This is a genomic window from Rhizobium sp. RU36D (assembly GCF_900176345.1).
Taxonomy (GTDB): Bacteria; Pseudomonadota; Alphaproteobacteria; order Rhizobiales; family Rhizobiaceae; genus Allorhizobium.
On the sequence record NZ_FWXU01000007.1, the window covers coordinates 115,768 to 138,607 of the forward strand.

The 22,840-nt window shown below is 60.4% G+C and carries 26 protein-coding genes; 12 read left to right on the forward strand and 14 right to left on the reverse strand.

What is annotated here, in order from left to right; genetic code table 11:
- The first annotated feature begins 150 nt into the window (after positions 1-150).
- From B9A97_RS10990 to B9A97_RS11000, 3 genes are all read left to right on the forward strand, one after another.
- On the forward strand, positions 151-387 hold the full coding sequence (locus B9A97_RS10990) for a DUF1127 domain-containing protein (RefSeq protein ID WP_084365374.1): 237 nt from the start codon (positions 151-153) through the stop codon (positions 385-387).
- A gap of 209 nt (positions 388-596) precedes the next feature.
- Positions 597-2,120, forward strand: a complete 1,524-nt coding sequence (locus B9A97_RS10995; protein ID WP_084365533.1) for a helicase HerA domain-containing protein — start codon at positions 597-599, stop codon at positions 2,118-2,120.
- 64 nt (positions 2,121-2,184) lie between these two features.
- On the forward strand, positions 2,185-2,508 hold the full coding sequence (locus B9A97_RS11000; protein ID WP_084365375.1) for a hypothetical protein: 324 nt from the start codon (positions 2,185-2,187) through the stop codon (positions 2,506-2,508).
- Between the two features lie 90 nt (positions 2,509-2,598).
- Here the strand turns inward: B9A97_RS11000 and B9A97_RS11005 are convergent, their stop codons facing one another.
- Entirely contained in the window at positions 2,599-3,030 is a 432-nt protein-coding gene (locus tag B9A97_RS11005) for a DUF1810 domain-containing protein (RefSeq protein WP_084365376.1), read from the reverse strand.
- Positions 3,031-3,054: 24 nt separating this feature from the next.
- A complete protein-coding gene (gene pepT, locus B9A97_RS11010; protein ID WP_084365377.1) occupies positions 3,055-4,293 on the reverse strand; it encodes a peptidase T in 1,239 nt (412 codons plus the stop codon).
- A 264-nt stretch (positions 4,294-4,557) separates the two neighbouring features.
- On the opposite strand from pepT, the gene B9A97_RS11015 reads away from it, so the two are divergent.
- The 4 genes from B9A97_RS11015 (at position 4,558) to B9A97_RS11030 (ending at position 9,076) form a co-directional block, all read left to right on the forward strand.
- Positions 4,558-5,526, forward strand: coding sequence for an alpha/beta hydrolase (locus tag B9A97_RS11015; RefSeq protein WP_084365378.1), 969 nt, complete (start codon positions 4,558-4,560; stop codon positions 5,524-5,526).
- A gap of 238 nt (positions 5,527-5,764) precedes the next feature.
- Positions 5,765-6,382: a 30S ribosomal protein S4 gene (rpsD, locus tag B9A97_RS11020; RefSeq protein WP_084365379.1), complete on the forward strand. Its 618-nt coding sequence runs from the start codon at positions 5,765-5,767 to the stop codon at positions 6,380-6,382.
- A 106-nt stretch (positions 6,383-6,488) separates the two neighbouring features.
- Positions 6,489-7,412 carry a glutaminase gene (locus B9A97_RS11025; protein WP_084365380.1) on the forward strand — a complete coding sequence of 308 codons (924 nt, stop codon included), beginning with the start codon at positions 6,489-6,491 and terminating at the stop codon, positions 7,410-7,412.
- Between the two features lie 155 nt (positions 7,413-7,567).
- The gene (locus B9A97_RS11030) at positions 7,568-9,076 is read left to right on the forward strand and encodes a glycosyltransferase family 39 protein (RefSeq protein WP_084365381.1); all 1,509 of its coding nucleotides are present in this window, start codon (positions 7,568-7,570) and stop codon (positions 9,074-9,076) included.
- A gap of 4 nt (positions 9,077-9,080) precedes the next feature.
- Here the strand turns inward: B9A97_RS11030 and B9A97_RS11035 are convergent, their stop codons facing one another.
- Positions 9,081-9,473 (reverse strand): GtrA family protein, encoded by a 393-nt coding sequence (locus B9A97_RS11035; protein WP_084365382.1) that lies wholly within the window; start codon positions 9,471-9,473, stop codon positions 9,081-9,083.
- A 174-nt stretch (positions 9,474-9,647) separates the two neighbouring features.
- Here B9A97_RS11035 and B9A97_RS11040 point away from each other — a divergent pair, with 174 nt between their 5' ends.
- The 4 genes from B9A97_RS11040 to B9A97_RS11055 are packed head-to-tail and all read left to right on the forward strand — an operon-like array spanning position 9,648 to position 13,151.
- Positions 9,648-10,598, forward strand: a complete 951-nt coding sequence (locus B9A97_RS11040; RefSeq protein ID WP_084365383.1) for a glycosyltransferase family 2 protein — start codon at positions 9,648-9,650, stop codon at positions 10,596-10,598.
- A complete protein-coding gene (locus B9A97_RS11045) occupies positions 10,595-11,452 on the forward strand; it encodes a ChbG/HpnK family deacetylase (protein ID WP_244564183.1) in 858 nt (285 codons plus the stop codon). The genes B9A97_RS11040 and B9A97_RS11045 overlap by 4 nt, the downstream gene beginning before the upstream one ends.
- Before the next feature lie 8 nt (positions 11,453-11,460).
- Positions 11,461-12,327: a tRNA 2-thiocytidine(32) synthetase TtcA gene (ttcA, locus tag B9A97_RS11050; protein ID WP_084365535.1), complete on the forward strand. Its 867-nt coding sequence runs from the start codon at positions 11,461-11,463 to the stop codon at positions 12,325-12,327.
- 2 nt (positions 12,328-12,329) lie between these two features.
- Entirely contained in the window at positions 12,330-13,151 is an 822-nt protein-coding gene (locus B9A97_RS11055; protein ID WP_084365384.1) for an inositol monophosphatase family protein, read from the forward strand.
- Between the two features lie 76 nt (positions 13,152-13,227).
- On the opposite strand, the gene B9A97_RS11060 is transcribed toward B9A97_RS11055, so the two are convergent.
- The 6 genes from B9A97_RS11060 to B9A97_RS11085 form a co-directional block, all read right to left on the reverse strand.
- Positions 13,228-14,433, reverse strand: a complete 1,206-nt coding sequence (locus B9A97_RS11060; RefSeq protein ID WP_084365536.1) for a multidrug effflux MFS transporter — start codon at positions 14,431-14,433, stop codon at positions 13,228-13,230.
- Positions 14,434-14,564: 131 nt separating this feature from the next.
- On the reverse strand, positions 14,565-14,897 hold the full coding sequence (grxD, locus tag B9A97_RS11065; RefSeq protein ID WP_084365385.1) for a Grx4 family monothiol glutaredoxin: 333 nt from the start codon (positions 14,895-14,897) through the stop codon (positions 14,565-14,567).
- Between the two features lie 129 nt (positions 14,898-15,026).
- Positions 15,027-15,266 (reverse strand): hypothetical protein, encoded by a 240-nt coding sequence (locus B9A97_RS11070; RefSeq protein WP_084365386.1) that lies wholly within the window; start codon positions 15,264-15,266, stop codon positions 15,027-15,029.
- Between the two features lie 49 nt (positions 15,267-15,315).
- Positions 15,316-15,555, reverse strand: a complete 240-nt coding sequence (locus B9A97_RS11075) for a BolA/IbaG family iron-sulfur metabolism protein (RefSeq protein ID WP_084365387.1) — start codon at positions 15,553-15,555, stop codon at positions 15,316-15,318.
- Between the two features lie 13 nt (positions 15,556-15,568).
- Positions 15,569-17,806, reverse strand: coding sequence for a phosphoribosylformylglycinamidine synthase subunit PurL (gene purL, locus B9A97_RS11080; RefSeq protein ID WP_084365388.1), 2,238 nt, complete (start codon positions 17,804-17,806; stop codon positions 15,569-15,571).
- Positions 17,807-18,058: 252 nt separating this feature from the next.
- A complete protein-coding gene (locus B9A97_RS11085; RefSeq protein ID WP_084365537.1) occupies positions 18,059-19,483 on the reverse strand; it encodes an aminotransferase-like domain-containing protein in 1,425 nt (474 codons plus the stop codon).
- Positions 19,484-19,573: 90 nt separating this feature from the next.
- Here B9A97_RS11085 and B9A97_RS11090 point away from each other — a divergent pair, with 90 nt between their 5' ends.
- A complete protein-coding gene (locus B9A97_RS11090; RefSeq protein WP_348532393.1) occupies positions 19,574-19,852 on the forward strand; it encodes a DUF1127 domain-containing protein in 279 nt (92 codons plus the stop codon).
- A gap of 229 nt (positions 19,853-20,081) precedes the next feature.
- Here the strand turns inward: B9A97_RS11090 and B9A97_RS11095 are convergent, their stop codons facing one another.
- The 5 genes from B9A97_RS11095 to B9A97_RS11115 all read right to left on the reverse strand — a co-directional run bounded on the left by B9A97_RS11095 (position 20,082) and on the right by B9A97_RS11115 (position 22,835).
- Positions 20,082-20,699, reverse strand: a complete 618-nt coding sequence (locus B9A97_RS11095; protein ID WP_244564184.1) for an acyloxyacyl hydrolase — start codon at positions 20,697-20,699, stop codon at positions 20,082-20,084.
- Between the two features lie 187 nt (positions 20,700-20,886).
- Positions 20,887-21,264, reverse strand: coding sequence for a hypothetical protein (locus B9A97_RS11100; protein ID WP_084365390.1), 378 nt, complete (start codon positions 21,262-21,264; stop codon positions 20,887-20,889).
- A gap of 67 nt (positions 21,265-21,331) precedes the next feature.
- On the reverse strand, positions 21,332-22,009 hold the full coding sequence (gene purQ / locus B9A97_RS11105; protein WP_084365391.1) for a phosphoribosylformylglycinamidine synthase subunit PurQ: 678 nt from the start codon (positions 22,007-22,009) through the stop codon (positions 21,332-21,334).
- A complete protein-coding gene (locus tag B9A97_RS11110) occupies positions 22,009-22,560 on the reverse strand; it encodes an RNA 2'-phosphotransferase (RefSeq protein WP_280164079.1) in 552 nt (183 codons plus the stop codon). The genes purQ and B9A97_RS11110 overlap by 1 nt, the downstream gene beginning before the upstream one ends.
- A gap of 17 nt (positions 22,561-22,577) precedes the next feature.
- The gene (locus B9A97_RS11115; protein ID WP_084365392.1) at positions 22,578-22,835 is read right to left on the reverse strand and encodes a hypothetical protein; all 258 of its coding nucleotides are present in this window, start codon (positions 22,833-22,835) and stop codon (positions 22,578-22,580) included.
- Positions 22,836-22,840: the final 5 nt, after the last annotated feature.

Below are 22,840 nucleotides of genomic sequence, written 5' to 3' on the forward strand. Positions count from 1 at the left end.
TTCGTTCGGCTTTCTAGCCACTTGGCATCTTTTCTCAAGCTGTAACCGCAGGTTCTGTTCGCGCTGACGCGTGTTCCTAGGTCTGCGTCCTTTTCATTTTTCATTCGATCAGAGGGCCTGGCTGCCGCGTGGCACCGGGCATGAAAAGTCATGCATCAAGAACAATCCATAGTTGTCGAGCCGCTTGACGCGGCATTGGACGAGCTTTGCCAGAAATTCGGTGTCTGGGGCACGAGTCTTGCTTTGCTGGGCGTTGCCTTCCGGCGCCGCAGGCAAAACAATTCGCTGCGCCACATGTCCAACCGAATGCGGAGGGATATCGGTGTGGCAGAGGTTGACGATCTGTTGCTGCCGCCGCGATTTTCCGTCTGGGATATCAGGCTGTAGCGGTTTACCAGCCCGCACCGGCGCGAGCCACTGCTCGCGTCGGTGCTGGCTCTGCGATTTTCGCGGTCATTGCGATCACTCTCGCGGATGAAGTGCAGAATTGCCTGTTGATGGAGGCGGCTTTCATTGCCGCTCTCCGTCATTTATTTGCTAAACAGCTCGGTGATGACGAGTCTCGATCCGTCATGTCATTGGAAGAGGTGCAACAGGTGCAGGTCGGAATCGATATGGGAACGGTCTCGGGCGGCGCGCCGGCCAAGCTCGATATCGAGGAACTGCTCGCGACGCGTCTTCTGGTGCAGGGCAATTCCGGTTCCGGAAAATCCCACCTTCTGAGGCGATTGCTGGAGCAGTCGGCCCAGTGGGTGCAGCAGGTCATCATCGATCCGGAAGGCGACTTCGTGACGCTTTCGGACAAATACGGCCATGTGGTCGTGGATGGCGAACGCACGGAAGCAGAGCTCGCCGGCATTGCCGACCGCATCCGCCGCCACAGGGTGTCCTGCGTGCTGACGCTCGAGGGGCTCGATATCGAACAGCAGATGCGGGCGGCGGCTGCCTTTCTCAACGGGCTGTTCGATGCGGATCGCGACTATTGGTATCCCGTGCTCGTGGTGGTCGACGAGGCGCAGATGTTTGCGCCCTCCGTCGGCGGCGATGTGTCCGAAGACGCGCGCAAGATGTCATTGGGCGCCATGACCAACCTGATGTGCCGTGGCCGTAAGCGCGGCCTTGCCGGTGTGATCGCTACGCAGCGACTGGCGAAGCTTGCCAAGAACGTGGCCGCTGAGGCCTCGAACTTCCTGATGGGCCGCACCTTCCTTGATATCGACATGGCCCGTGCAGCGGACCTGCTTGGCATGGATCGGCGTCAGGCGGAGATGTTCCGTGACCTGAAGCGCGGTAATTTCGTGGCCCTGGGGCCGGCCTTGTCGCGGCGGCCGCTGCCGATCGTCATCGGCAATGTCGAGACCTCGGCGCGGTCATCTTCACCGAAGCTGATGCCGCTACCGGATGCGCCTCAGGATGTCGAAGACCTGATCTTCACGCCGGATCCGGAAGAGTTTGCCCGGCCGATCGTGCGCCGTGCGCCGCCCGCCCCACGCCCCACCACGGATATTCTGGCCGAATTGTCGCGCTCGACGCCTGTCGCATCTGACGAAGGGGTGGTCATCGCCCCGCGTGCCTCCGCGCCGGAACTCTCCGCCGAGGAGCGTGAGGAGCGGCTGGTGGCCGTGCTGCAGGAAATCCTGTCCGATCCCCAGGCCGGCTATCGCACCGATTCGGTGCTCTATCAGGAATTCCTGGTTCGCGCCCGCATGCGCCGCGTGCCCGGTCCACCGATGTCGATGGGCGAGTTTCGTCGGCGCATGGCCATTTCCCGGTCCGGCGTGGACGAGGAGACGGCTTCCGGTGAGACCTGGGCCATGGCGCTGGACCTTTCGTCTCGGGTGTCGGATGACCTTCAGGGCGTGTTCCTGCTGGTGGCGAAAGCGGCGATCAAGGGCGAGCCCTGTCCCTCCGACCAGCAGATTGCTCGGGCCTACGGCACACATTCCGCCCGCCGCGCGCGCCGCCTGCTCGGCTATTTCGAGGAACAGGGCCTGGTGGTGGTGCATACGGATTTTTCCGGAAAGCGCATCGTCGCCTTCCCGGACATGCAGGTCGAGACGGCACCAGGTGCGGCCGACGCTCCGGGTGATGGAACGGATATGGCGTCTGCGGCGGAATAAATAGGTTATCCGTTGCGCACATGGATGTATCATCTATGGCCGCGTGCAGTTTGGGAATCAAAGGATGCCAAGAATTGTCGCAGTCTGCGGATTTTTTTGCTGCATTGCTGTTTTTGCTTTTACTATAATACTGGGCGTCTCTGTATTTGGAGACGGCCCCATCGATGATTCCGGATTTTCCAATTTATTGTTCTTGATGCTTTTAAGTTCTTCGATAACAGGTGTTGCTTTTTTCGCGGTAAATGTTTGGTCGATTGCAATCCTATTGATGGCTAAATCGTATGGGTCGTTCGACGTGATCCGAGACGCCGGTTCTCCTATGTATTTTCTCCTCTGGAGCGAGTTGCAGCACGAGTTGCAGGATCCAGCAAAGGATGTGGATGATTGATTTTCGTTGGGATCGCAAGCTGAGGTCATGGCGAGTTTCGGTGGCAGGAAATGCGGATGTCCAGCCTGACTTGATTATGTGGGTGAGCTTCTACTGTCGGACAAGGCTGGCAACGGTTAGTTCATCCCTTTCGCCCGCATGGAATTTGTTCAGCAAGGCCGTAAAGCGCTCCTCCCGCAGGTCGGCGTTGGCAAACAACGTGAGGCATGATTTGAGCTTCAAGACGTCGGGGTAGCCGAAAACCATTTCGGCCGTAACTCCGTCAAGGTCGAGCAGGATATCGCAGCATTCGCGCAGGCGGTTTCCCAGGACGGGATGCTGCAGATAGGACTGCGCTTCGGCCAGTGATGAAATCCCATAAGCGATCGCTGTCGGGCTGGAGCCGAGCCCCTTGATTTGCGGGAAGACGAACCACATCCAATGGGATGCTTTTCGGCCTGCCTTCAGCTCGCGCAAGACCGAGGACCAGACGGCGTCCTGCGCGGTCACGAAGCGCTGGAGATCGAAGGGATCGTCGGACATGGTTTCCTTTCAGCATGGGGCGGATCAGGCCGTCGCCCGTTCCTCCCAGATCTTCACCAGTTCGACGATGGTCTTGACCGAGATTTCCATGTCCTGGCGGCTGACCCATTCCAGCGGCGAGTGATAGGCGTGGCCGCCGGTATAGATATTCGGGCAGGGCAGGCCCATGAAAGACAGGCGCGAACCGTCCGTGCCGCCGCGGATGCTGGTCAGCTTGGGCGTGAGCCCGACGCGGCGCGTGGCTTCCTCCAGATTGGCCATGAGTTCCGGATGCCGGTCCAGCACCACCTTCATGTTGCGATACTGCTCGCGGACCTTGAAGCTGTAGCTTGAGCCGGGATAGGCCGTCATCACTTCGCGGGTGATGTCCTCCAGCAGTGCCTCCTTGGTCTTGAGGCCCTCTTCCTCGAAGTCCCTGATGATCAGGCTGATCCGGGCGCTGTCCATCGAGCCTGAAATGCCGGTGGGGTGGATGAAGCCTTCGCGGCCTTCGGTCGTTTCCGGTGTGATGTCGCGTGGCAGGCGGGCGACAATGTCGCTTGCGATCTTGATGGCATTCTCCATCTTGCCCTTGGCGGTGCCGGGATGGATGGCGACGCCGGTGATGGCGATCTCCACGCCATCGGCGGAGAAGGTCTCGTTTTCGATCTCACCCACGGTACTGCCATCGAGCGTATAGGCGAATTGCGCGCCGAGTTTTGTCAGGTCGACCTTGTCGGCGCCACGGCCGATCTCCTCGTCCGTCGTGAACAGGATCTTGATGGTGCCGTGCTTTATGTCGGGGTTGTCGATGAGGAAGCGGGCGGCGGTCATGATTTCGGCGATGCCGGCCTTGTCGTCGGCGCCCAGCAGTGTGGTGCCATCCGTCGTGACGATGTCGTGACCGATCTGGTGAGCGAGTTCCGGGTTGTCGGAAACGCGGATCACCTGGCTGGTGTCGCCCGTCAGCCGGATATCGCCACCCTGATAGTTTTTCACGATCTGCGGTTTGACATTGGTCCCGGTGAAATCCGGTGCGGTGTCCATGTGCGAGCAAAAGCAGATCACCGGCACGGTCTTTTCCGTATTGCCGGGGATCGTGGCGTAGACATTGCCATGCTCGTCGAGATGGGCATCATCGAGCCCGAAAGACAGTAATTCGCTCACCAGCAGCCGACCCAGGTCCTTCTGCTTTTCCGTTGACGGCTGGCTTGAGGAGGTCGGGTCTGACTGCGTGTCGATCACGACATAGCGAAAAAGGCGGTCCACAACAGTTTCGGTCATGAAATTATCCGATTCACATAAGAAAGGAGCGTCCAGCATAACCTTACCGAACCGACGAGGAAACGCTGCTCAGATGTCTTTACGGGCCTCTGAACCGGCAAAACTGTGGCAGGGGTGGTACACCGCGATGATTTCTTGGCCTTGATGGGGCGGAACAGCGTCGCCGCGAAAGATGGCATTTGTCACGCGGCCTTCAATGAATATTAGTAAATCGCCGGGAAACATGCCCGTCCGATTGCATTTTTACCTACGGAGATATGCCGGATGATGACTCGTCGGAGCCTCATCGGAGCAGCGACCTTGTTCGCCTTGCTGTGGAGCAGTGCAGTGCATGCCGAAAATGACGAAATGCGCCTTTGGACCAGCCAGCCCCCGGGTGGCGGCGGCCCTCAAGGCCAGATGATCGAGACGAATTTCGGCGCTCGCAGCAATATCGATGTACCGACGATCCGGGTCTATACGCCCAAGAAGCCGAACGGCGTTGCAGCCCTGGTGGCTGCCGGCGGCGGTTACCGGCAAATCTCGCTGGGGGGCGAGGCAAGGCCCGCGGCCGAGTGGCTGAATGCACGGGGCATCACCGCGTTCGTCTTGACCTATCGATTGCCGGGCGAGGGCTGGAAGGCCGGCCCGCTCAGCCCCTTGCAGGATGCGCAACGCGCCTTGCGGCTCATTCGCGCCAAGGCCAGCGAATTCAAGATCGACAAGAACAATATCGGCGTGCTCGGCTTTTCCGCCGGTGGCCATCTGATGGGCCTGGCTTCGGTCCGGTCAGACTTCCAGTCCTACAATCCGGTTGACGAGGCCGATAAGCTGTCGGCGCGTCCCGACTGGGCCGCCCTTGTCTATCCGGTTATTTCGCTTAGCGATCCCTATAACCGCACCTCGACTCGCCGGCAGATGGTCGGCCTTGAGGCGACGGCGCAGGCGGTGGCGGAATGGTCCGTCAATACGCATGTCAACAAGTCGACGCCACCGATGCTGCTCGTGCATGCGGCGGATGACCCGATCGCGGATTATCATCACAGCGAAATCATGAAGTCCGCCTGTGAAGGCGCCAAGGTTCCGGTCGAACTCGTGCGTCTGCCTGCCGGCGGGCATGGGTTCGGCATGAGCCGCCCGGGTGCGTCTAGCTATGGCTGGAGCGCCCATCTCGACGAATGGCTGAAGCGCGGCCCGCTGAAGCTGAAGCAGAGCGAGCCGCAGATCGCATCGGCTTCGACCAAACGCAGCTGACAGTTCCGCGCGAACCAGAAGCGGGAGTTTTGGTGGTTGACAATTCGATGACATCTGACTAATGCACCACCCAACGCCGGGCGGCAACGCCCGGTGTTTTATTTGACATGTCCCGTGGCCTCGTCCGTACGCGTTACGTGAGAGACCTGTCGGATCTTCCAAAAGAGGATCAGAGGAGGGCGTGTTTCCTCGATCGGTTTGGCAACGGACCGGTCTAACATCTTGAGAAGGAAATGCGATGAGCAAGCGCGCTGCATCCAAGTACAAAATCGATCGCCGCATGGGCGAAAATATCTGGGGTCGTCCGAAGTCCCCGGTCAACCGTCGCGAATACGGCCCCGGCCAGCACGGCCAGCGCCGCAAGGGCAAGCTTTCGGACTTCGGCGTGCAGCTGCGCGCCAAGCAGAAGCTCAAGGGCTACTACGGCGACCTGCGCGAGAAGCAGTTCCGCGCCATCTATGACGAAGCCAACCGCCGCAAGGGCGACACTTCGGAGAACCTGATTGGTCTGCTCGAATCGCGTCTCGACGCGATCGTCTATCGCGCCAAGTTCGTTCCGACCGTTTTTGCTGCGCGTCAGTTCGTCAACCACGGCCACGTGACTGTCAATGGCGTTCGCGTCAACATCGGTTCGTACCGTTGCAAGGCCGGCGACGTCATCGAAGTTCGCCAGAAGTCCAAGCAGCTCGTCACCGTTCTGGAATCGGTGCAGCTCGCCGAGCGTGACGTTCCGGACTACATCGAAGTCGATCACAACAAGATGGTCGCGACTTTCGCTCGCGTTCCGGGCCTGAGCGACGTGCCTTACGCCGTCGTCATGGAGCCGCAGCTGGTCGTCGAATTCTATTCGCGCTAATAGAATCTTGATTTTATGGAAAAGCCGCTCTTCGGGGCGGCTTTTTTATTTGCACTGCAGCATCTGTCGTTGAATATGGCGTATGGCATCCGCCGCAGGAGACACCATGGACCTACAGTCTGTTGTCGATGACATCTATGCCGATCTTGCGCCCCGGATTGGGGAAGGCAAGGTCGCCGACTACATTCCGCAATTGGCGCGGGTCAATCCAGCGCAGTTTGGCATAGCCATCACGACCGTTGGCGGAGAGGTGTTCTCGGCCGGCGATGCGGCTGTGCCCTTCTCAATCCAGAGCATTTCCAAGGTCTTCACCTTGACGCTGGCGCTGGGCAAGGCCGGTGAAACCATCTGGAACCGCGTCGGCCGGGAGCCCTCGGGGTCTGCCTTCAACTCGATCGTTCAGTTGGAGCAGGAGCAGGGTATTCCGCGCAATCCCTTCATCAATGCCGGTGCCATCGTTGTCACCGACATGGTGCTGGCCGGCCATGCGCCGCGCGAGGCGATCGGCGAGATCCTGCGTTTCGTTCGCTATCTCGCCGATGACGAGACTGTTGGCATCGACGACGCGGTTGCCGCGTCGGAGCAGGCGACGGGCTATCGCAACCGGGCGCTTGCCAATTTCATGCGCGGATTCGGCAATCTCCAGCATCCTGTGGACCATGTGCTCGGCGTCTATTTTCATCAATGTGCGCTCGCCATGACCTGCCGGCAGCTGTCGCGATCCGGTCTGTTTCTCGCCAATAGCGGCCGGGATGCGATGAGCGGACATTCCGTTGTGTCGAATCGCAGGGCGCGGCGTATCAATGCGCTGATGCTGACCTGCGGCCATTACGATGGCTCGGGCGATTTCGCCTATCACGTGGGTCTGCCGGGAAAGAGCGGCGTCGGTGGCGGCATTCTGGCGATTGCGCCGGGGAAGGCATCCATTGCCGTATGGTCACCAGGCCTCAACAAGGTCGGCAATTCTGCGCTGGGTTCGGCCGCCCTGGAGATGCTGGCAAGCCGCACCGGATGGTCGGTGTTTGAGTAGAAGTGTTGCCGCTCACCCACGGAGGTTGGGCGTCGCAACATTTATTAACACCGTCTGCCGGCAATCAGGCTCGCGCTGAAGAGCCTCTTCGGATAGACGGGGTAGCGCACTGTCGAAATCACCGACGGTGCGGCTGATGATACGGAGTGCCGTGAATGCAAGAAAGGGGTGGATGGCGCCAGAATTGGCAGACGAAGGCACTGCTGGCGACGATTGCCATTTTCACCGTCGTTCTGACGCTCCATGCTGACTGGTCCCGCTTCAATCTCGACGAATGGGGCGACATGCCGGAGAACTACGCCTGGGGCGTGCTCTGGCAGTGGGGATATTTCAAGCACCCGCCGTTTTTCGCCTGGGCCGTCGCGGCCTGGTTTTCGGTCATGCCGCATACCGATTTCGCCTATTATGCGTTTGCCTCGCTCAATATGGCTGTGGCGCTCTATTGTCTCTGGCGCATCGCTTTGCGCTATGGCGGTCCCGACTATCAGCTCTTCGTCATTCTGGCGGCCGTGCTCATTCCGCCATTGTCGTTTCAGGCTATCAAATACAACGCCAATTCCGCCATGACTCCGGTCTGGGCAGCGGTCTTCCTGTTTTACCTGCGGGGGCTTGAGCGGCAGCGCTGGTATGATGCGGTGGTGCTGGGTGCGCTCACCGGCGTGGCGATGCTGACCAAATATCATTCTGCCGTGCTGGTCTTTACCCTGTTGATCCATGCACTTGTCGACCGGCAGGCACGTTCGATCCTGTTGTCCTGGTTCGGTCTGATCACCGCGGTGGCGTCGATTGCGGTGTTCTCAGGACATGCGATCTGGCTCTTTCAAAACGATTTCCGGCCGATCACCTATGCCGCGTCCCAGGGCGACGGGTCTCTGGTGCTCATCGCAACAAGCCTGGTGCTGTTCCTGACGGGCATGGCGGTCTATCTTTTGCCCGCCGTCGGTCTGGCAGTCCTGCTCCGGGCGCCAAATGACGGCTATCCCCTTGTGTGGTTGGAAGGCCTGAGGAAGCTTCGAGAGACAGTGACGGGTCGGGCGCTGCTCGCCTTCGGTATCCTCCCGACAATCCTGACGATCATTCTTGCCTTCGCCGCCGGGGCGGACCTGAGCGTCGTCTGGGTTCTGCCGCTTTACGTGCCGCTGCTTCTCTTGGTCGGCCTGTTGCTACCTCCTGATCTCATCGGCCGCTATCTCCGGCGTGGTCTGGTCGTGGTCGGCATCTATATGGTTGCCCTCCTGGTAGCGGCGCCGATCTACAAGGAGAGCATACGCGGGAGCGATATTCGCAATATGACCGTGCCCGTGGCGCGCATGAGTGCGGCGCTGGATGAGTTTTGGGTGGAGACTGCAGGCGATGCGCCAGGTTTCGTCGTGGCCGGCGAGCCAATTCTCGCCAATTCCATGTCCTTCTACTCGCGCCATCATCCGCTGACGCTTGAAGCAAACTCGCTTGAAATCGCGAAAGGCCATATGGATAAAGCCGAGATCGATCGTCGCGGGCTTATGGTGATCTGCCGCGCTGGCGACGAGGCATGCCTTCCACTTGCGACCCTGCTGACCCAGGGCAAGCCGGATGCAGTCACGCGGCCCTTCACGATCGAGGGCTTCGACGGAGAGCGGCAGTGGCCGTTCGTGGTCACCATGGTGAAGCCGCAGGGCCGGTAATTCCTCAGCGCGCGAGCTTGTTTTCGATCGACCACCGCGCCGCGACGAAATTCAGGATCGCTGCGACAATCGTGCCTGCAATTTTTGCGGGCCAGAGACCGATAAAACCGGTCAACACACCGACGGCGAGCGAAGACACCAGGAGCGAAACGAGTGCGCCGCTGGCGACGAAGCGGAGCAGCGCTGGGAGATGGCGGACGCGCCGTTCAAACGACCAGTTGGCATTCGCGACATAGGAAAACACCACCGCGATCAGCCAGGCGACGAGATTGGCGAGCAGCGCCGTCAGGCCGACATGGATCAGCAGGCCGAAGATCGAAAAATCGATGAGCGTGTTGCCGACGCCCACAATAAGAAAGCGGACGGCCTTGCCCTGTAATGGTCGCTCTTGTTCCATGCTGATCCATCCTGTTTCACGCACCGCGATCTATCCGATATTGCAGCACAGGTTAAGCCCCTCATCCCGCTAGAGCGGAGGTGGGGAAGGATGTCTATGAACCAAGACGCTGGCTATTGTGCGCCTCTGTCATTATAGAGCCTGACGAAAGCATGTTTGTCACCGGAGACGTGAATGGCCCTCCTGACTGTCGTCGCGCCCTTCCTCAATGAGCGCGATTCAGCCGCCGATTTTGCAGCCTTTGCCAGCAAGCTGGGCGAAGAGGTCAAGACGCGCCACGGGCTCGATCTCGAAGTCATCCTGGTCGATGACGGCAGCAGCGACGACAGTATCGCACGGTATCGGGAATATCTGAGTGGCAACTGGCGGATCGTTGAGCTCAGCCGCAATTTCGGCAAGGAAGTCGCGCTTTTTGCCGGTATCGAGCAGAGCCGCGGCGATTTTGTGCTGATGGTCGATGCCGACCTGCAGCATCCCTATTCGGTTTGCCTGGAACTGATCGACAAGATCATGGCCGATCCCGAACTGGATGTCGTTTATTCGATCCGCGACGATCGCATGGACGAGTCGCTGAAGAAGGCGATTGCCGGCAGGTTCTTCTACTGGATCATCAATTCCCGCCAGCGGGTGAACATCCCGGAAAATGCCGGCGATTTCCGCATCATGCGTCGGTCGGTTGCCGATGCGCTTCTAACCGTTCGCGACAAGCGGCGGTTCAACAAGGGTCTCTATGCTTGGGCCGGTTTCCGGCAGGAAGGCGTGTATTACACCCCGGATGCGCGACATGCTGGCACCAGCAAATGGTCGCGGCTTGCCCTGGTCGCTTTGTCGCTGGAGGGCATCACCTCGTTTTCCGTGCTGCCTTTGCGGGTGCTGTCCGGTGTTGGCGTGCTGATCGGCCTGGCCGGGATGCTGTACGGCCTGAAGATCCTGTTCGAGGTGATGTTCCACGGTATCGACGTGCCCGGCTATCCGAGCCTGATGGTGGCCGTACTGGTGCTCGGGGGCTTCAATCTGGCGCTTTTGGGCTTGCTGGGCGAATATATCTGGGTCGCGGTCAGCGAGGTGAAGGACCGCCCGCTCTACATCGTCAGGCGTATCCACGGACCGGATAGATCGTCATGACCGAGACCGCTCCGTCAACACCGATGCCTCAGAACATCGTCCTGGTTGCCGACGATTATGGGCTGGCGCCCGGCATCAACAATGCGATCAGGACACTGATCGCGGCCGGTCGGCTGTCTGGGACGGGATGCATGACGCTGTTTCCGGAATGGCCTGAGGCGGCCAGGCAATTGAAGGCGATGCCGGAGGCGAGCGATGTCGCCGTGGGCCTGCATTTGACGCTGACGGATTTCGAGCCGTTGAGCGGTGTCGGCCCCCTCGGGACCGGACCCATGCCTAAGCTCAGCCGCCTGATCCGGGCAAGCTATACCGGTGGAGTCGACCTGCCGGCGCTGTTTCGCGAACTGGATGCGCAGCTCGCAGCCTTTGTCCAGGCCATGGGGCGCATGCCGGATTATCTGGATGGCCATCAGCATGTGCACTTCCTGCCGGGGGTGCGCCTATGGTTGACGCGGCGACGGTTTCACTTGGTCTCGTCGGGGACGCCCTGGCTACGCGGCGCTCCGGTGACTGGGCTCGCGGATGGTTTCAACATGAAGACCAAGGTCGCCGTCGTGGCGCTTCTCGCCCGCGGTTTCGATGCGGAGATGGCGGCCGCCGGGTTCGTCGTCAGGGGGCCGCTGGCCGGCTTTTATGAATGGGGCTCGCCTGCCAGCTTTGCTCCGACCTTGCGGTCTCTGGCCGCGCGCCTGCCGGATGGCGCCGTCGTCATGTGCCACCCCGGCGAGGTCGATGAGGTGCTCAAGTCACGCGACATGCTGATCGCCGCGCGGCCGATCGAATTCCAGGAATTGATGCGCTTCGATGGCTGGCGGCTCGCCAGGAGCGGAACGGGCAGAGGAGCGATTGCATGACACTCGACATGATCGATCAGGACGCGGCCGAAACGACCGTGACGGACGAAGACGAGGCGCGCCACCCGCTTTTCGCCGATGCGCCACGTTCTGTCTCGTTCAACAAGCTGCGCAAGCGGCTGTTGCGGCAGGTTCGGCAGGCCATTGACGATTTCGATATGCTGAAAGGCCAGCGGCGCTGGCTGATCGGCGTCTCCGGCGGCAAGGACAGTTACGGCCTGCTCGCCCTGTTGATGGACCTGAAATGGCGGGGCTTGCTGCCGGTCGAGCTTATCGCCTGCAACCTGGATCAGGGCCAGCCGAATTTCCCAAAACACATTCTGCCGGACTATCTCGCATCCATCGGCGTGAAGCATCGCATCGAGTATCGCGACACCTATTCCATCGTGAAGGAAAAGGTGCCGGAAGGCGCTACCTACTGCTCGCTCTGTTCGCGGCTTCGGCGTGGCAATCTCTACCGCATAGCGCGGGAGGAGGGCTGCGACGCGCTGGTGCTCGGGCATCACCGGGAAGACATTCTCGAAACCTTCTTCATGAATTTCTTCCATGGCGGCCGGCTTGCCGGGATGCCAGCAAAACTGCTGAATGACGAGGGCGACCTGATGGTGCTGCGTCCGCTGGCCTATGCGGCCGAGGACGACCTTGCCAAATTTGCCGCTGCCATGGCCTTTCCGATCATTCCCTGCGATCTCTGCGGCTCGCAGGATGGCTTGCAGCGCAATGCGATGAAGGCCATGCTGGCGGATATCGAAACGCGCATGCCGGGCCGCAAGGACACCATGCTGCGGGCGCTTGCCCATGTGAACCCTTCCCACCTCCTCGACCCCAGGCTGTTCGACTTTGCCGGCCTGATGGCACATTCCAAGGAAGACTGACGATGGCAGACATCGATATTTCCCTGCTGGCCAACCTGTTGCAGGAGGCCGCGGCGACGGAAATCCTACCGCGCTTCCGCAATCTCGGGGATGGCGACGTCAGGATCAAGACGGAGGCCATCGATCTCGTGACCGAGGCGGACGAGGCCGCGGAACGGCTGATCGCCGCGCGGCTGAAGGAGGCGATGCCGGACGCGCTGTTCGTTGGTGAGGAATCCGTGGCTGCTGACCCCGGCTTGCTGGGACGGCTGGCCGATGCGCCGCTGGCGGTGGTTGTCGATCCGATCGACGGAACCTTCAACTTCGCCTCCGGCCTGCCTCTGTTCGGCGTGATGATCAGCGTCGTTTCCGCAGGTGAGACGGTCGCCGGCATCATCTATGACCCCATGGGCAATGACTGGCTGATTGCCGAAAAGGGCTCCGGTGCCTGGCTCTGCAGCGTCGATGGCGCCCAGACGCAGATGCAGGTCTCGCCGTCTGTCCCTCTGGCCCAGATGGTTGGAATTGCCAATACCGGTTACTTCGAGCTGGAGACGCGCCGGCGGCTTCTGAACAATCTCGCCGATGTCAGGCTATTTACCAGCTATCGTTGCGCGGCCCATGAATACCGCGCCTTTGCGGCCGGGCACCTGCATTTCCTGATGTACAACAAGCTGATGCCCTGGGATCACCTGGCCGGCACGCTGATATCAACGGAATCCGGTGCCTATGCCGCCCGCTTTGACGGCACGCCCTATTTGCCGCACCACGTGGATGGTGGTCTGCTGATTGCCTCCGATAAGGATGCCTGGACCGAGCTTCGCGAGAAGATCTTCACCGTCTGAGCCCCAGCCACAACGCATGAAAAAAAGGCCGCGGAGCAGGTGCTTCGCGGCCTTTTCTATATCTGCTGTCCGACGCTCAGACTGCCGGGTTCTGCTGGCGGAACAGCTTGCCCTTCTCGCCGATCAGCACGAAAACCAGGCCGATGATCGAGACAACGAAATAGCCTGCGACCATGGGCAATGCCGTTCCGTCATAGGCCTGGCCGATGCCGGCGCCGATGATCGATCCGCCGACCGTGCCCATGAAGCCGAGAACCGAAGAGGCGGTTCCTGCGACGTGACCGAGCGGCTCCATGGCCAGCGAGTTAAAGTTCGACCCGATCCAGCCGAACTGGAACATGGCCAGGGCGAAGAAGGTGAAGAACAGGAAGAACGGCATCGGCTGCGGTCCCAGCAACTGGGCCAGCAGCCAGATGAAGGTGATGGCGATGAAGCCGAGCAGCGAGCCGTGGGACAGCCTGCGCATGCCGAAGCGGCCAACCAACTGGGCATTGACGAAGGACGACAGGGCCATGAACAGCGCCACACCCGCGAAGGCGACCGGGAAATAGACGCCGAGCTGGTAGATGCCGACATAGACCTGCTGTGCCGAGTTGATGAAGCCGAACAGCGCCCCGAAGATGAAGGTGCTGGCAATCGTGTAACAGAGCGCCACGCGGTTGGTGAGCACGATCCGGAAGCCTCCAAAGATCGACGCGGCCGACAGCGGACGAACATCCTCCGCATGCAGCGTTTCGGGGAGCTTGATATACATCCAAAGCCCGACGATCAGCGCTGAGACGGCCATGAAGACAAAGATCCAGTGCCAGTCGCCGAACATCATGATAACCTGGCCGCTGCCGGGAGCCACGACCGGTACCACCATGAAGACCATCATGATCAGGGACATGACCTCCGCCATCTTGCGGCCGCCATAGACGTCGCGAACGATCGACACGGTAATCACGCGGGTGGCGGCGGAGCCGATGCCCTGGATGAAGCGCAGCACCAGCAGTGATTCGAAGCTCGGGACCAAAAGCACGGCCATGGACGAGACGACATAGATGCCAAGGCCGACGAGCATGGGCATGCGCCGTCCAAAGCGGTCGGCTATCGGGCCATAGAAGAGCTGTGCGATGCCGAAGCCGATCAGATAGGCCGAGACGACATACTGACGATGGTTTTCGTTTTCGACGTTGAGTGCACTGCCGATCTCCTGGAGACCCGGTAGCATGATATCGATTGCCAGCGCGTTCAGCGCCATGAGCATTGCCATCATGGCAATGAATTGCGTTCTGCCCATGCCCTTCAGGGCCGCTGGGCGGTCGTCCAATGAACTGTTCATGAATTCCTGCCTCAAAACAGACTCAAGGCGCTGTTCGGCACAGCGCCTTGAAAAATAAACCGAATTTTCTTCCGGGATGCCGGAGGAGATCAGGCGGCGCCGCGAACGGCGATGCCCTGCTGTTCAAGATGGCCCTGCAATTCGCCGGCCTGGAACATTTCGCGGACGATGTCGCAGCCGCCGATGAATTCGCCCTTCACGTAGAGCTGGGGGATCGTCGGCCAGTTCGAGAAATCCTTGATGCCCTGCCGCAGTTCGCTATCGGCCAGCACGTTGATGCCCTTGTAGTCGACGCCAAGATAATCAAGGATCTGCACCACCTGTCCGGAGAAACCGCACTGCGGAAACTGCGGGGTGCCCTTCATGAACAGAACGACGTCGTTGCTCTTCACTTCGTTTGCGATGAAATCATTGGCGCTCATGGGATATCCTTTCACATGCGGGGTAAAGGCCCGCTGCTATACCTTTAAACCTTAAATACCATGAGTGGCCGCGAATTCCAGCCGCGAAATTAAAAAACCCGGGCGTGCGGATATTGCGACACAGATCGACTATCGGCTGCGCTGCCTGCTGCGGGCGCGGGCCGTCCGGCGGCGGCTCTGCTGGCGCTTGGCCGGCTTGCGCGTGGTGGACGTCGCCTTCTTTCGGACGAAGCGGCCTGTGGTCGCTGAGCGTGTTTGCTGGCGCTTGCGACGCTTGGTGGTGCTGCGCTTGCCGGTAGTCTTCTTGAGGATTTCCTTGATGACGCTTTCCACCACGCCGGTCACAAGCTCATTTACCAGATTGGCCATACCGAACTTGCTCCCCTCTAGCGATTGGCAAAACGTCCCGTAGCCCCGATCAGGACTGCGGCGGTGCGCTAGTCTGCAGGGCCAGCGCGTGCAACACGCCGCCCATATTGCCCTTCAGCGCATCATAGACCATCTGGTGCTGCTGCACGCGGGTCTTGCCGCGAAATGCCTCGGCCACGACCTCGGCGGCATAGTGATCGCCGTCGCCTGCGAGGTCGCGGATGACGACCTTGGCGCCGGGAATGCCTGCCTTGATCAGATCTTCGATTTCGCCGGGTTTCATGGCCATGACGGATTTCCTTTTACTGCGCTGCCACATGGCGGGGCGCTGGCCCCTCCATGAATTCAGGGAACCACGATTCATGGGCGGAGCGCAATCGGTCAACCGACACTGAGACGAGTTCGTCGATCACAAGCGCGTCGCCTTCGACGGTTCCGAGCTGACGGAAGGGCACGCCGGCGCCTTCTGCATTGGCGCAGACATAGCTTGCCAGATCGGCCGGAACGGCCAGCACGTAACGGGCCTGGTCCTCGCCGAACAGCAAAGCATGGCTCTGGCCCTTGGCATCCTTGAGGCTGACCTTTATGCCCTTGGCCGATGCCATGGCCATTTCGGCCAGCGCGATCGCAAGGCCGCCGGAAGAAATGTCGTGGCAGGCCGTGACTTGGCCGTTGCGGATCGCGGAGCGGACGAAATCACCATTGCGGCGCTCGGCAAAGAGATCGACTTCCGGCGGCGGGCCGTCGATCTGGCCAATGATGTCGCGCAGATAGACGGAGCTGCCGAGATGGGTGCCGTCGCCCCCGATCAGGATCAGATGGTCGCCCTGCTTGGCGCTGCCGATGCGCACCATGCGGGACCAATCGGGCAGCAGGCCGACGCCGGCAATGGTCGGGGTAGGCAGGATCGCCACGCCGTTTGTTTCGTTGTAGAGCGAGACATTGCCGGAGACGATCGGGAAATCCAGCGCGCGGCAGGCCTCGCCAATGCCTTTGATCGCATTGACCAATTGCCCCATGATCTCAGGCTTTTCCGGGTTGCCGAAATTCAGGTTGTCGGTCGCCGCCAGCGGCTCTGCGCCGGTTGCGGTGATGTTGCGCCAGCATTCGGCCACGGCCTGCTTGCCGCCCTCAAACGGGTCCGCTTCCACATAGCGCGGCGTGACGTCGGAGGAGAAGGCCAGCGCCTTTCTCGGATTGCCATCGACACGCACGACGCCGGCATCGCCGCCCGGCAGTTGCAGGGAATTCCCCTGGATCCAGGTGTCGTATTGCTCATAGACCCAGCGGCGGCTGGACTGGTTCGGCGAACCGACGAGTTTCAGCAGAGCATCGGTGTAGTCGGAGGGTTCCGCCACGAGATTGGCGGGCAGGGGCGCGCGCTTGGCGGATTCGCGCCACGGGCGGTCATATTCCGGCGCTTGGTCGCCCAGTTCCTTGATCGGCAGGTTGGCCACTTCCTCGCCCTGGTGCAGGATGCGGAAGCGCAGGTCATCCGTGGTCTTGCCGACGATGGCGAAATCCAGGCCCCATTTGATGAAAATCGCCTTGGCGACCTCTTCCTTCGAGGGCTCGAGAACCATGAGCATGCGCTCCTGGCTTTCCGACAGCATCATTTCGTAAGCCGTCATGCGCTCCTCGCGCACGGGAACCTTGTCCAGGTCGAGCTCAATGCCGAGATCGCCCTTGGCGCCCATTTCAACGGCGGAGCAGGTGAGGCCGGCCGCGCCCATGTCCTGGATGGCGATGACCGCGCCGGTTTGCATCAGTTCAAGGCAGGCTTCCAGCAGACATTTTTCGGTGAAGGGGTCGCCGACCTGCACGGTCGGACGCTTTTCCTCGATCTGCTCATCGAACTCGGCCGAGGCCATGGTCGCTCCGCCCACGCCGTCGCGGCCGGTCTTGGCGCCGAGATAGACGACGGGCAGGCCGACACCTTCGGCCTTCGAGTAGAAGATGGCGTTGGATTTGGCCAAGCCGGCGGCAAAGGCGTTGACCAGGATATTGCCGTTGTAGCGCTCGTCGAACTCGACTTCGCCACCGACTGTCGGAACGCCGAAGGAATTGCCATAGCCGCCAACGCCGGACACGACGCCTGAGACGAGGTGGCGGGTCTTGGGATGGTCAGGCGCGCCGAAGCGCAGCGCGTTCATGGCGGCGATCGGCCGTGCCCCCATGGTAAAGACGTCGCGCAGGATGCCGCCGACACCGGTCGCAGCGCCCTGGTATGGCTCGATATAGGAGGGGTGATTGTGGCTTTCCATCTTGAAGACGACGCAGTCGCCGTCGTCGATGTCCACCACGCCGGCGTTTTCGCCAGGACCCTGGATGACCCGCGGTCCCTTGGTCGGCAGGGTGCGCAGCCAGCGCTTCGACGACTTGTAGGAGCAGTGCTCGTTCCACATCGCCGAGAAGATGCCGAGTTCCGTGAAGGTCGGTTCGCGCCCGATCAGGTCCAGAATCCGCTGATATTCGTCGGGCTTAAGGCCATGGCTGGCGATGAGTTCCGGCGTGATCGCAATGGTGTTCGGGATGGTCATGGCGGTTCCTGGATTTGGCCCTTGCCGCTCGACAGGCCGGGCTTCGCGGTCTCTTTAGCGCAAGTGCAAAAGGCGCGCGACAGGAAAAATCACTAAAGCGCGCCGCGATCTTTCAGATTCGCTTGCCACGCTTCAGTCTCTTGTTTTTCAGCATGTCGTGATCGCAAAACCGCTGCACACTTTTGCGCGACATGCCCTAGAATCGGCCTCGTCCCGGAACATAGTCGGGGAAATCGCTATTGGATCGCCCCGTCAGGCAATGCTGTCATAGCCCGCCGAGCCGTTTTCCAGGAGATGGCGCAGCGTCCTCATGCCGCTCAGCACCTCGGCGCGTGTCTGCGGCGCCGAAAAGCTGATGCGGATCCGGTGCGTGGTCTTTTCCGACCGGCCTGCCTTGAATTCGTCCTCGTCATCAATCAGCACGCCGTCAGTATAGGCTGCATTCTTGTAGGTGCCGGAGAGCCAGGGCTCGGGTAATTTCAGCCAGAGGAAGGGAATTTCTGGCGAAGATCGATAATCGTAGCCGGTTAGGTGCTCGGTCACGATCTTCTCGCGCTCGCGAATTTCCTGCGCGCAGCGGGCGCTGATCTCTGCCGCGTCGCCACTGACGACCAGGCGGGCGCAGAGTTCGGCCAGGAGGAAGGGAATTCCGCCGGTCATCATTCGATGGGCGATGCGAACTCGCTGGGAGAAATGCGGCGGGCAGGCGACCCAGCCGCCGCGCACGCCGGCCGCGACCGCCTTGGACAGGCCGCCGACCAGAAATGTCCGCTCCGGCCCCAGTTCCGCCAGGAGCGGAATGGCGTTGTGGGACATGGCACCGTAGAGATTGTCCTCCACCAGCCAGACATTGTACCTGCGCGCAATGTCGACGATGGCCTTCCGGCGCTCCACCGGCAGCGTGGCCAGCGTCGGATTCTGCGCCGATGACATGATGAACGCCATCTTCGGATGCTGCTGCGCGCAAACCCGTTCGAAATCATCCGGCAGGATCCCGTCCGCATCGGAATCAACCAGAGTCGTCCTGCGGCCGGCCAGGCCGGCGCTGCGACTGATCTGCGAATAGGTGTGGTGTTCGAAGATGATCCGGTCGCCAGGCGCGGTGAGGGCGCTGATCACAGCCATCACGCCGGCATGGGCGCCGAGTGTCGGCACAACATTTTCGGCGAACGGATGCCAGTTTCCGCAGGCAAGCCAACGCGCCCCCGCCTCGAACCAATGCTCCGGAAAGGTCCGTGTGTAGCTGGCAATGTCGAGCGGATGGTCCTTCAGGATCGCCGAAATATGCTTTTCCAGAAGCTGGCCTTGTCCGACATCAGGCGCCGCCGTGCTGTCAAACCGGATCTTGCCATCCGGCGGCGTCACCGGCCTGGTTCCGCCCATGGCATAGGGGCTAACCTCTATGCCCGCGGATGGATTGAGGTGCGGGTCGGTGCGCCCGAGCACATAGGTGCCGCGTCCGACCTCGCCGCTGACAAGGCCGCGCTCATGCATCAAGGCATAGGCACGGCTTATTGTGCCGATTGTCACCCCCAGATCATAGGCGAGATTGCGCTGCGGCGGCAGCTTTGAGCCCGCCGGCAATATGCCCTCGGAGATGGCGGTCTCCATCTGGTCCGCGAGGCGGATGTAAATGGGGCCATCGCCCGTTTTTAAGTCAGGTAGCCAATTTGTCATCATGACAATTATCTACATTGATACCGTCGCGATGTCAATGTTACAGGATTGTCACCCAACTAGAGAGGCAATAGGTGCAATATGCGGAAGATGGACCAATATCTTAACACAATCGATACAATTTATCCAGATGGATACCAGCGCGAGTTCCTGTTCCGGGACAATGGTGACATGGTCGACGCGGCGCCTGTCGATGATCGGAAGCGGAGCCTTCTGTCGCGCGTGTTTCGGGCGATGTCCGCATGGAATACGAAGCGTTCCAGCCGGCTGGCGCTGCGGGACCTCAACGATTCGCAGTTGCGCGATATCGGTGTCTCGCGCTCTCAGGCGATGATCGAAGCGCGCAAGGCTCAGTTTCCGTTCAAGTAAATTACATCCAGCCAAACTGGTTGGATGTTGATCCGGCGCTGCCACCCAACCGGCCGCGCCGGATTATCTGTTTTTAGAAACGGTGCGCGTGTTTGTGCTCCGGAGCATGTCCGGCATCTGCGGCATAACCAGACATGCGGTCAGCCTTTTCCGTCACACAATGTCAGACAGAAGCAGGTTCGCTCAGTCTGCACAATTGCTCCAAAACAGGCGCCTTGACCGGCGATGTTCAGAACTTGTAGCCGACGGCAATGCCAGCATAGCTGAGGCCGTCATTGGCGTCACACAGGTCGGCATTCGACGAATGTTCAACAGTCGCCAGCACACGCCAGTTGTCGGTGATCTTGTAGCCGAGGCCTAAGGCTTCGTGGAACAGGACATTGCAGCCGACATGCGGGCCACGACCGAAGTTCGTGTCGTTGGCATTGTTCCAGGCGCCGCCGAAGCTCGCATCAACAAAGATTTTGTCGGTGACGTCGACCGTCCAGGTGAAGCCGGCGAATACCTGGTCGGCATTGCCGTCCGTGGAGATGATCGCACCTGCATGGATACGCGGCCGCAGGAAGATTTCCGTCCAGGTCTGGGCATTCGCGCGGTCAAAGGGATCGAAGAACAGAGTAGCCGACGGGAAGGCGCCTGACTCGAATGTATTCGATGACTGGATGGAGCCGGAGACGCCGATGCGCACTTCATCGAGAAATTTCTTCGGCGTGGTCATGGGAGTAAAAGGAGAGGCGGGCGGCGAGGGCGGCGGCGTCAGATCAGCGCTTTCAGCCGAAACCGCTCCTGATGCGACAACCAATGCGGCAAGTGCCGCGCTACGTATGCCATTGATCGCAGACTTCATGTTGCCTCAGTCCCCATGATGCCGATCGTGCCCCCAGCAGAATCAGCATGTGCTCCATCGTCACGTTCACGAACCATTAAGGTCCGATATGACTCGGATTCCTATAGCGACCGATGCGTCGCGTCCATAGGCTGAACATGTAAATTCGCAAGTGTGGTAAAATCCACGCGCTCTGGCAGGTCCGGTCTCAGCAGGACCGGTCACCCCTGGACCATCTGACGACGTCGGTGGAGATCCGCGCCTTGATCGGTTCTGCCATCATGGGGCCGAAGGCCTCCAGCTTTGCCGGCTTACCCTGGGCCTGGACCACCAGCAAAGGCCTGATATCCTTGCTCTGGCGACGCACCAGCAGAATGCGCGGTCGTCCCGTGAAGGAGTTCAGTTCAGGTGCCATGCTGTAGGACTTAAAAGCGGGATCGCCTGACTTGATCCAGCAGTTGTTGGCGGAAACCGCCACCCGTTCCATGATATCAAGCGCTGACGGGCCTGATGTCACGGGCGCTTCCGACTGGCAACCGCCAAGGGCCGAGGCCATGAGGAGAACTGAAATAATGGCGCGGCGCATGACGTGATTCCCGTTAATGATAGCGGGTCATAGAGTGTTTCGCGATGAAAGGGAATCCTTGCGCGGCTCAGGCCGCCGCAACAACTTCCAGGGCAGAGGCAAAGATGCCACGGCCGTCATTGCCGCCATGGGCCGCCTCAATGAGGTTTTCCGGATGCGGCATCATGCCCAGCACATTGCCCTTGGCATTGATTATACCGGCGATATCGTTGATCGAGCCGTTCGGATTGGTGCCGTCGGCATAGCGGAACACCACCTGGCCGTTGCCCTCGATGGAAGCAAGGGTTTCGGCGTCGGCGAAGAAGTTGCCGTCGTGATGGGCGACCGGGCAGCGGATGACCTGGCCATTTTCATAGACCCGGCTGAAATCGGTATCCGCATTGACGACTTCGAGCCGCACTTCACGGCAGACGAAGCGCAGGGAGGCGTTGCGCATGAGGACGCCGGGCAGCATGCCCGCCTCGACCAGAATCTGGAATCCATTGCAGACGCCCAGCACCTTGATGCCTTTGTCTGCGGCCGCCTTGATGGCCTGCATCACCGGCATGCGAGCAGCAATGGCACCGCAGCGCAGATAGTCACCATAGGAGAAGCCGCCGGGGATCACCACCAGGTCCAGGTCCGCAGGCAGTTCCGTCTCGGTCTGCCAGACGGTCACAGGCGCCCGGCCAGAAATCTTGGTGAGCGCCGCGATCATGTCGCGATCGCGGTTGAGACCTGGAAGCTGAACGACGGCCGATTTCATCAGGCAATCTCCGAAACGATGGAAAGGAAGTCCGCCGGGACATTTGCGGTGAGCCATACGCCATTGTCCGCACGAAGGAAAGAATAACCTTTCGCCTCCATCTGCCGTGCCGGCACCATCAACAGGACATGAGGCCCCTTGCGGCGCCCGGCCACCTGGCGGGCGGTTTCGAGATCCGCGGAGAGATGCACATGGGTGCGGTCCATCGGCTTCAGTCCTGCGGTTTGGATCGATGCCCAAGCCTCAGCGGTTGTTCCGTGATAAAGGACATCCGTTGCCGCAGCCACTTGTGCGGCAAGATCCACGCCGACGCTATGGCCCTGTGCCGCGCGGATGCGCGAACCGTCAAGGGTGAAGCGTTTCTTGGAATTCGTTGAGATGACCCTGATGATGTCATCGTCGGTGACGCCAATGCGTTCGCAGACGCGCTGGCTGAAAACGTCATAGTCGGTCCAGCCGGCATCATCCAGGGCAAGCCCAAGTTCCTCAGGAGCATGCCGCAGGATATAGCTCATGAACTTGGAAAGGTCGGTGTCGGACGTGGTCGTCACGGGATGCCCGGATGTTGTCAGGGGTGAGGCTCGAACTTCGCTTGCGCTTCCTGGAGCTCCCTCAGCTCCAGGCGATGCTCTATGCGGTCGAGGCGGTTCTCTATATGCACGACCGTAGTTCGGAGGTTGTTCACATCACCCTGCAAGACATGCAATTGCCCGCGAAGGGTCTGGTTGTCGGCCCGAAGCTCACTGATTGCGAAGTCGACTTTGTCGAAACGTTGGTTGAGCTTCTTGAGAAGCTCGTACATCAGCTCATTCGTCACTTCGGCCACAACGA

Coding starts and splice junctions, on each gene's coding strand:
- B9A97_RS10990 (WP_084365374.1), top strand. CDS start 151: ATGCATCAAGAACAATCCATAGTTGTCGAGCCGCTTGACGCGGCATTG.
- B9A97_RS11000 (WP_084365375.1), top strand. CDS start 2,185: ATGCCAAGAATTGTCGCAGTCTGCGGATTTTTTTGCTGCATTGCTGTT.
- B9A97_RS11005 (WP_084365376.1), bottom strand. CDS start 3,030: ATGTCCGACGATCCCTTCGATCTCCAGCGCTTCGTGACCGCGCAGGAC.
- pepT (WP_084365377.1), bottom strand. CDS start 4,293: ATGACCGAAACTGTTGTGGACCGCCTTTTTCGCTATGTCGTGATCGAC.
- B9A97_RS11015 (WP_084365378.1), top strand. CDS start 4,558: ATGATGACTCGTCGGAGCCTCATCGGAGCAGCGACCTTGTTCGCCTTG.
- rpsD (WP_084365379.1), top strand. CDS start 5,765: ATGAGCAAGCGCGCTGCATCCAAGTACAAAATCGATCGCCGCATGGGC.
- B9A97_RS11025 (WP_084365380.1), top strand. CDS start 6,489: ATGGACCTACAGTCTGTTGTCGATGACATCTATGCCGATCTTGCGCCC.
- B9A97_RS11030 (WP_084365381.1), top strand. CDS start 7,568: ATGCAAGAAAGGGGTGGATGGCGCCAGAATTGGCAGACGAAGGCACTG.
- B9A97_RS11035 (WP_084365382.1), bottom strand. CDS start 9,473: ATGGAACAAGAGCGACCATTACAGGGCAAGGCCGTCCGCTTTCTTATT.
- B9A97_RS11040 (WP_084365383.1), top strand. CDS start 9,648: ATGGCCCTCCTGACTGTCGTCGCGCCCTTCCTCAATGAGCGCGATTCA.
- B9A97_RS11045 (WP_244564183.1), top strand. CDS start 10,595: ATGACCGAGACCGCTCCGTCAACACCGATGCCTCAGAACATCGTCCTG.
- ttcA (WP_084365535.1), top strand. CDS start 11,461: ATGATCGATCAGGACGCGGCCGAAACGACCGTGACGGACGAAGACGAG.
- B9A97_RS11055 (WP_084365384.1), top strand. CDS start 12,330: ATGGCAGACATCGATATTTCCCTGCTGGCCAACCTGTTGCAGGAGGCC.
- B9A97_RS11060 (WP_084365536.1), bottom strand. CDS start 14,433: ATGGGCAGAACGCAATTCATTGCCATGATGGCAATGCTCATGGCGCTG.
- grxD (WP_084365385.1), bottom strand. CDS start 14,897: ATGAGCGCCAATGATTTCATCGCAAACGAAGTGAAGAGCAACGACGTC.
- B9A97_RS11070 (WP_084365386.1), bottom strand. CDS start 15,266: ATGGCCAATCTGGTAAATGAGCTTGTGACCGGCGTGGTGGAAAGCGTC.
- B9A97_RS11075 (WP_084365387.1), bottom strand. CDS start 15,555: ATGGCCATGAAACCCGGCGAAATCGAAGATCTGATCAAGGCAGGCATT.
- purL (WP_084365388.1), bottom strand. CDS start 17,806: ATGACCATCCCGAACACCATTGCGATCACGCCGGAACTCATCGCCAGC.
- B9A97_RS11085 (WP_084365537.1), bottom strand. CDS start 19,483: ATGACAAATTGGCTACCTGACTTAAAAACGGGCGATGGCCCCATTTAC.
- B9A97_RS11090 (WP_348532393.1), top strand. CDS start 19,574: ATGGACCAATATCTTAACACAATCGATACAATTTATCCAGATGGATAC.
- B9A97_RS11095 (WP_244564184.1), bottom strand. CDS start 20,699: ATGAAGTCTGCGATCAATGGCATACGTAGCGCGGCACTTGCCGCATTG.
- B9A97_RS11100 (WP_084365390.1), bottom strand. CDS start 21,264: ATGCGCCGCGCCATTATTTCAGTTCTCCTCATGGCCTCGGCCCTTGGC.
- purQ (WP_084365391.1), bottom strand. CDS start 22,009: ATGAAATCGGCCGTCGTTCAGCTTCCAGGTCTCAACCGCGATCGCGAC.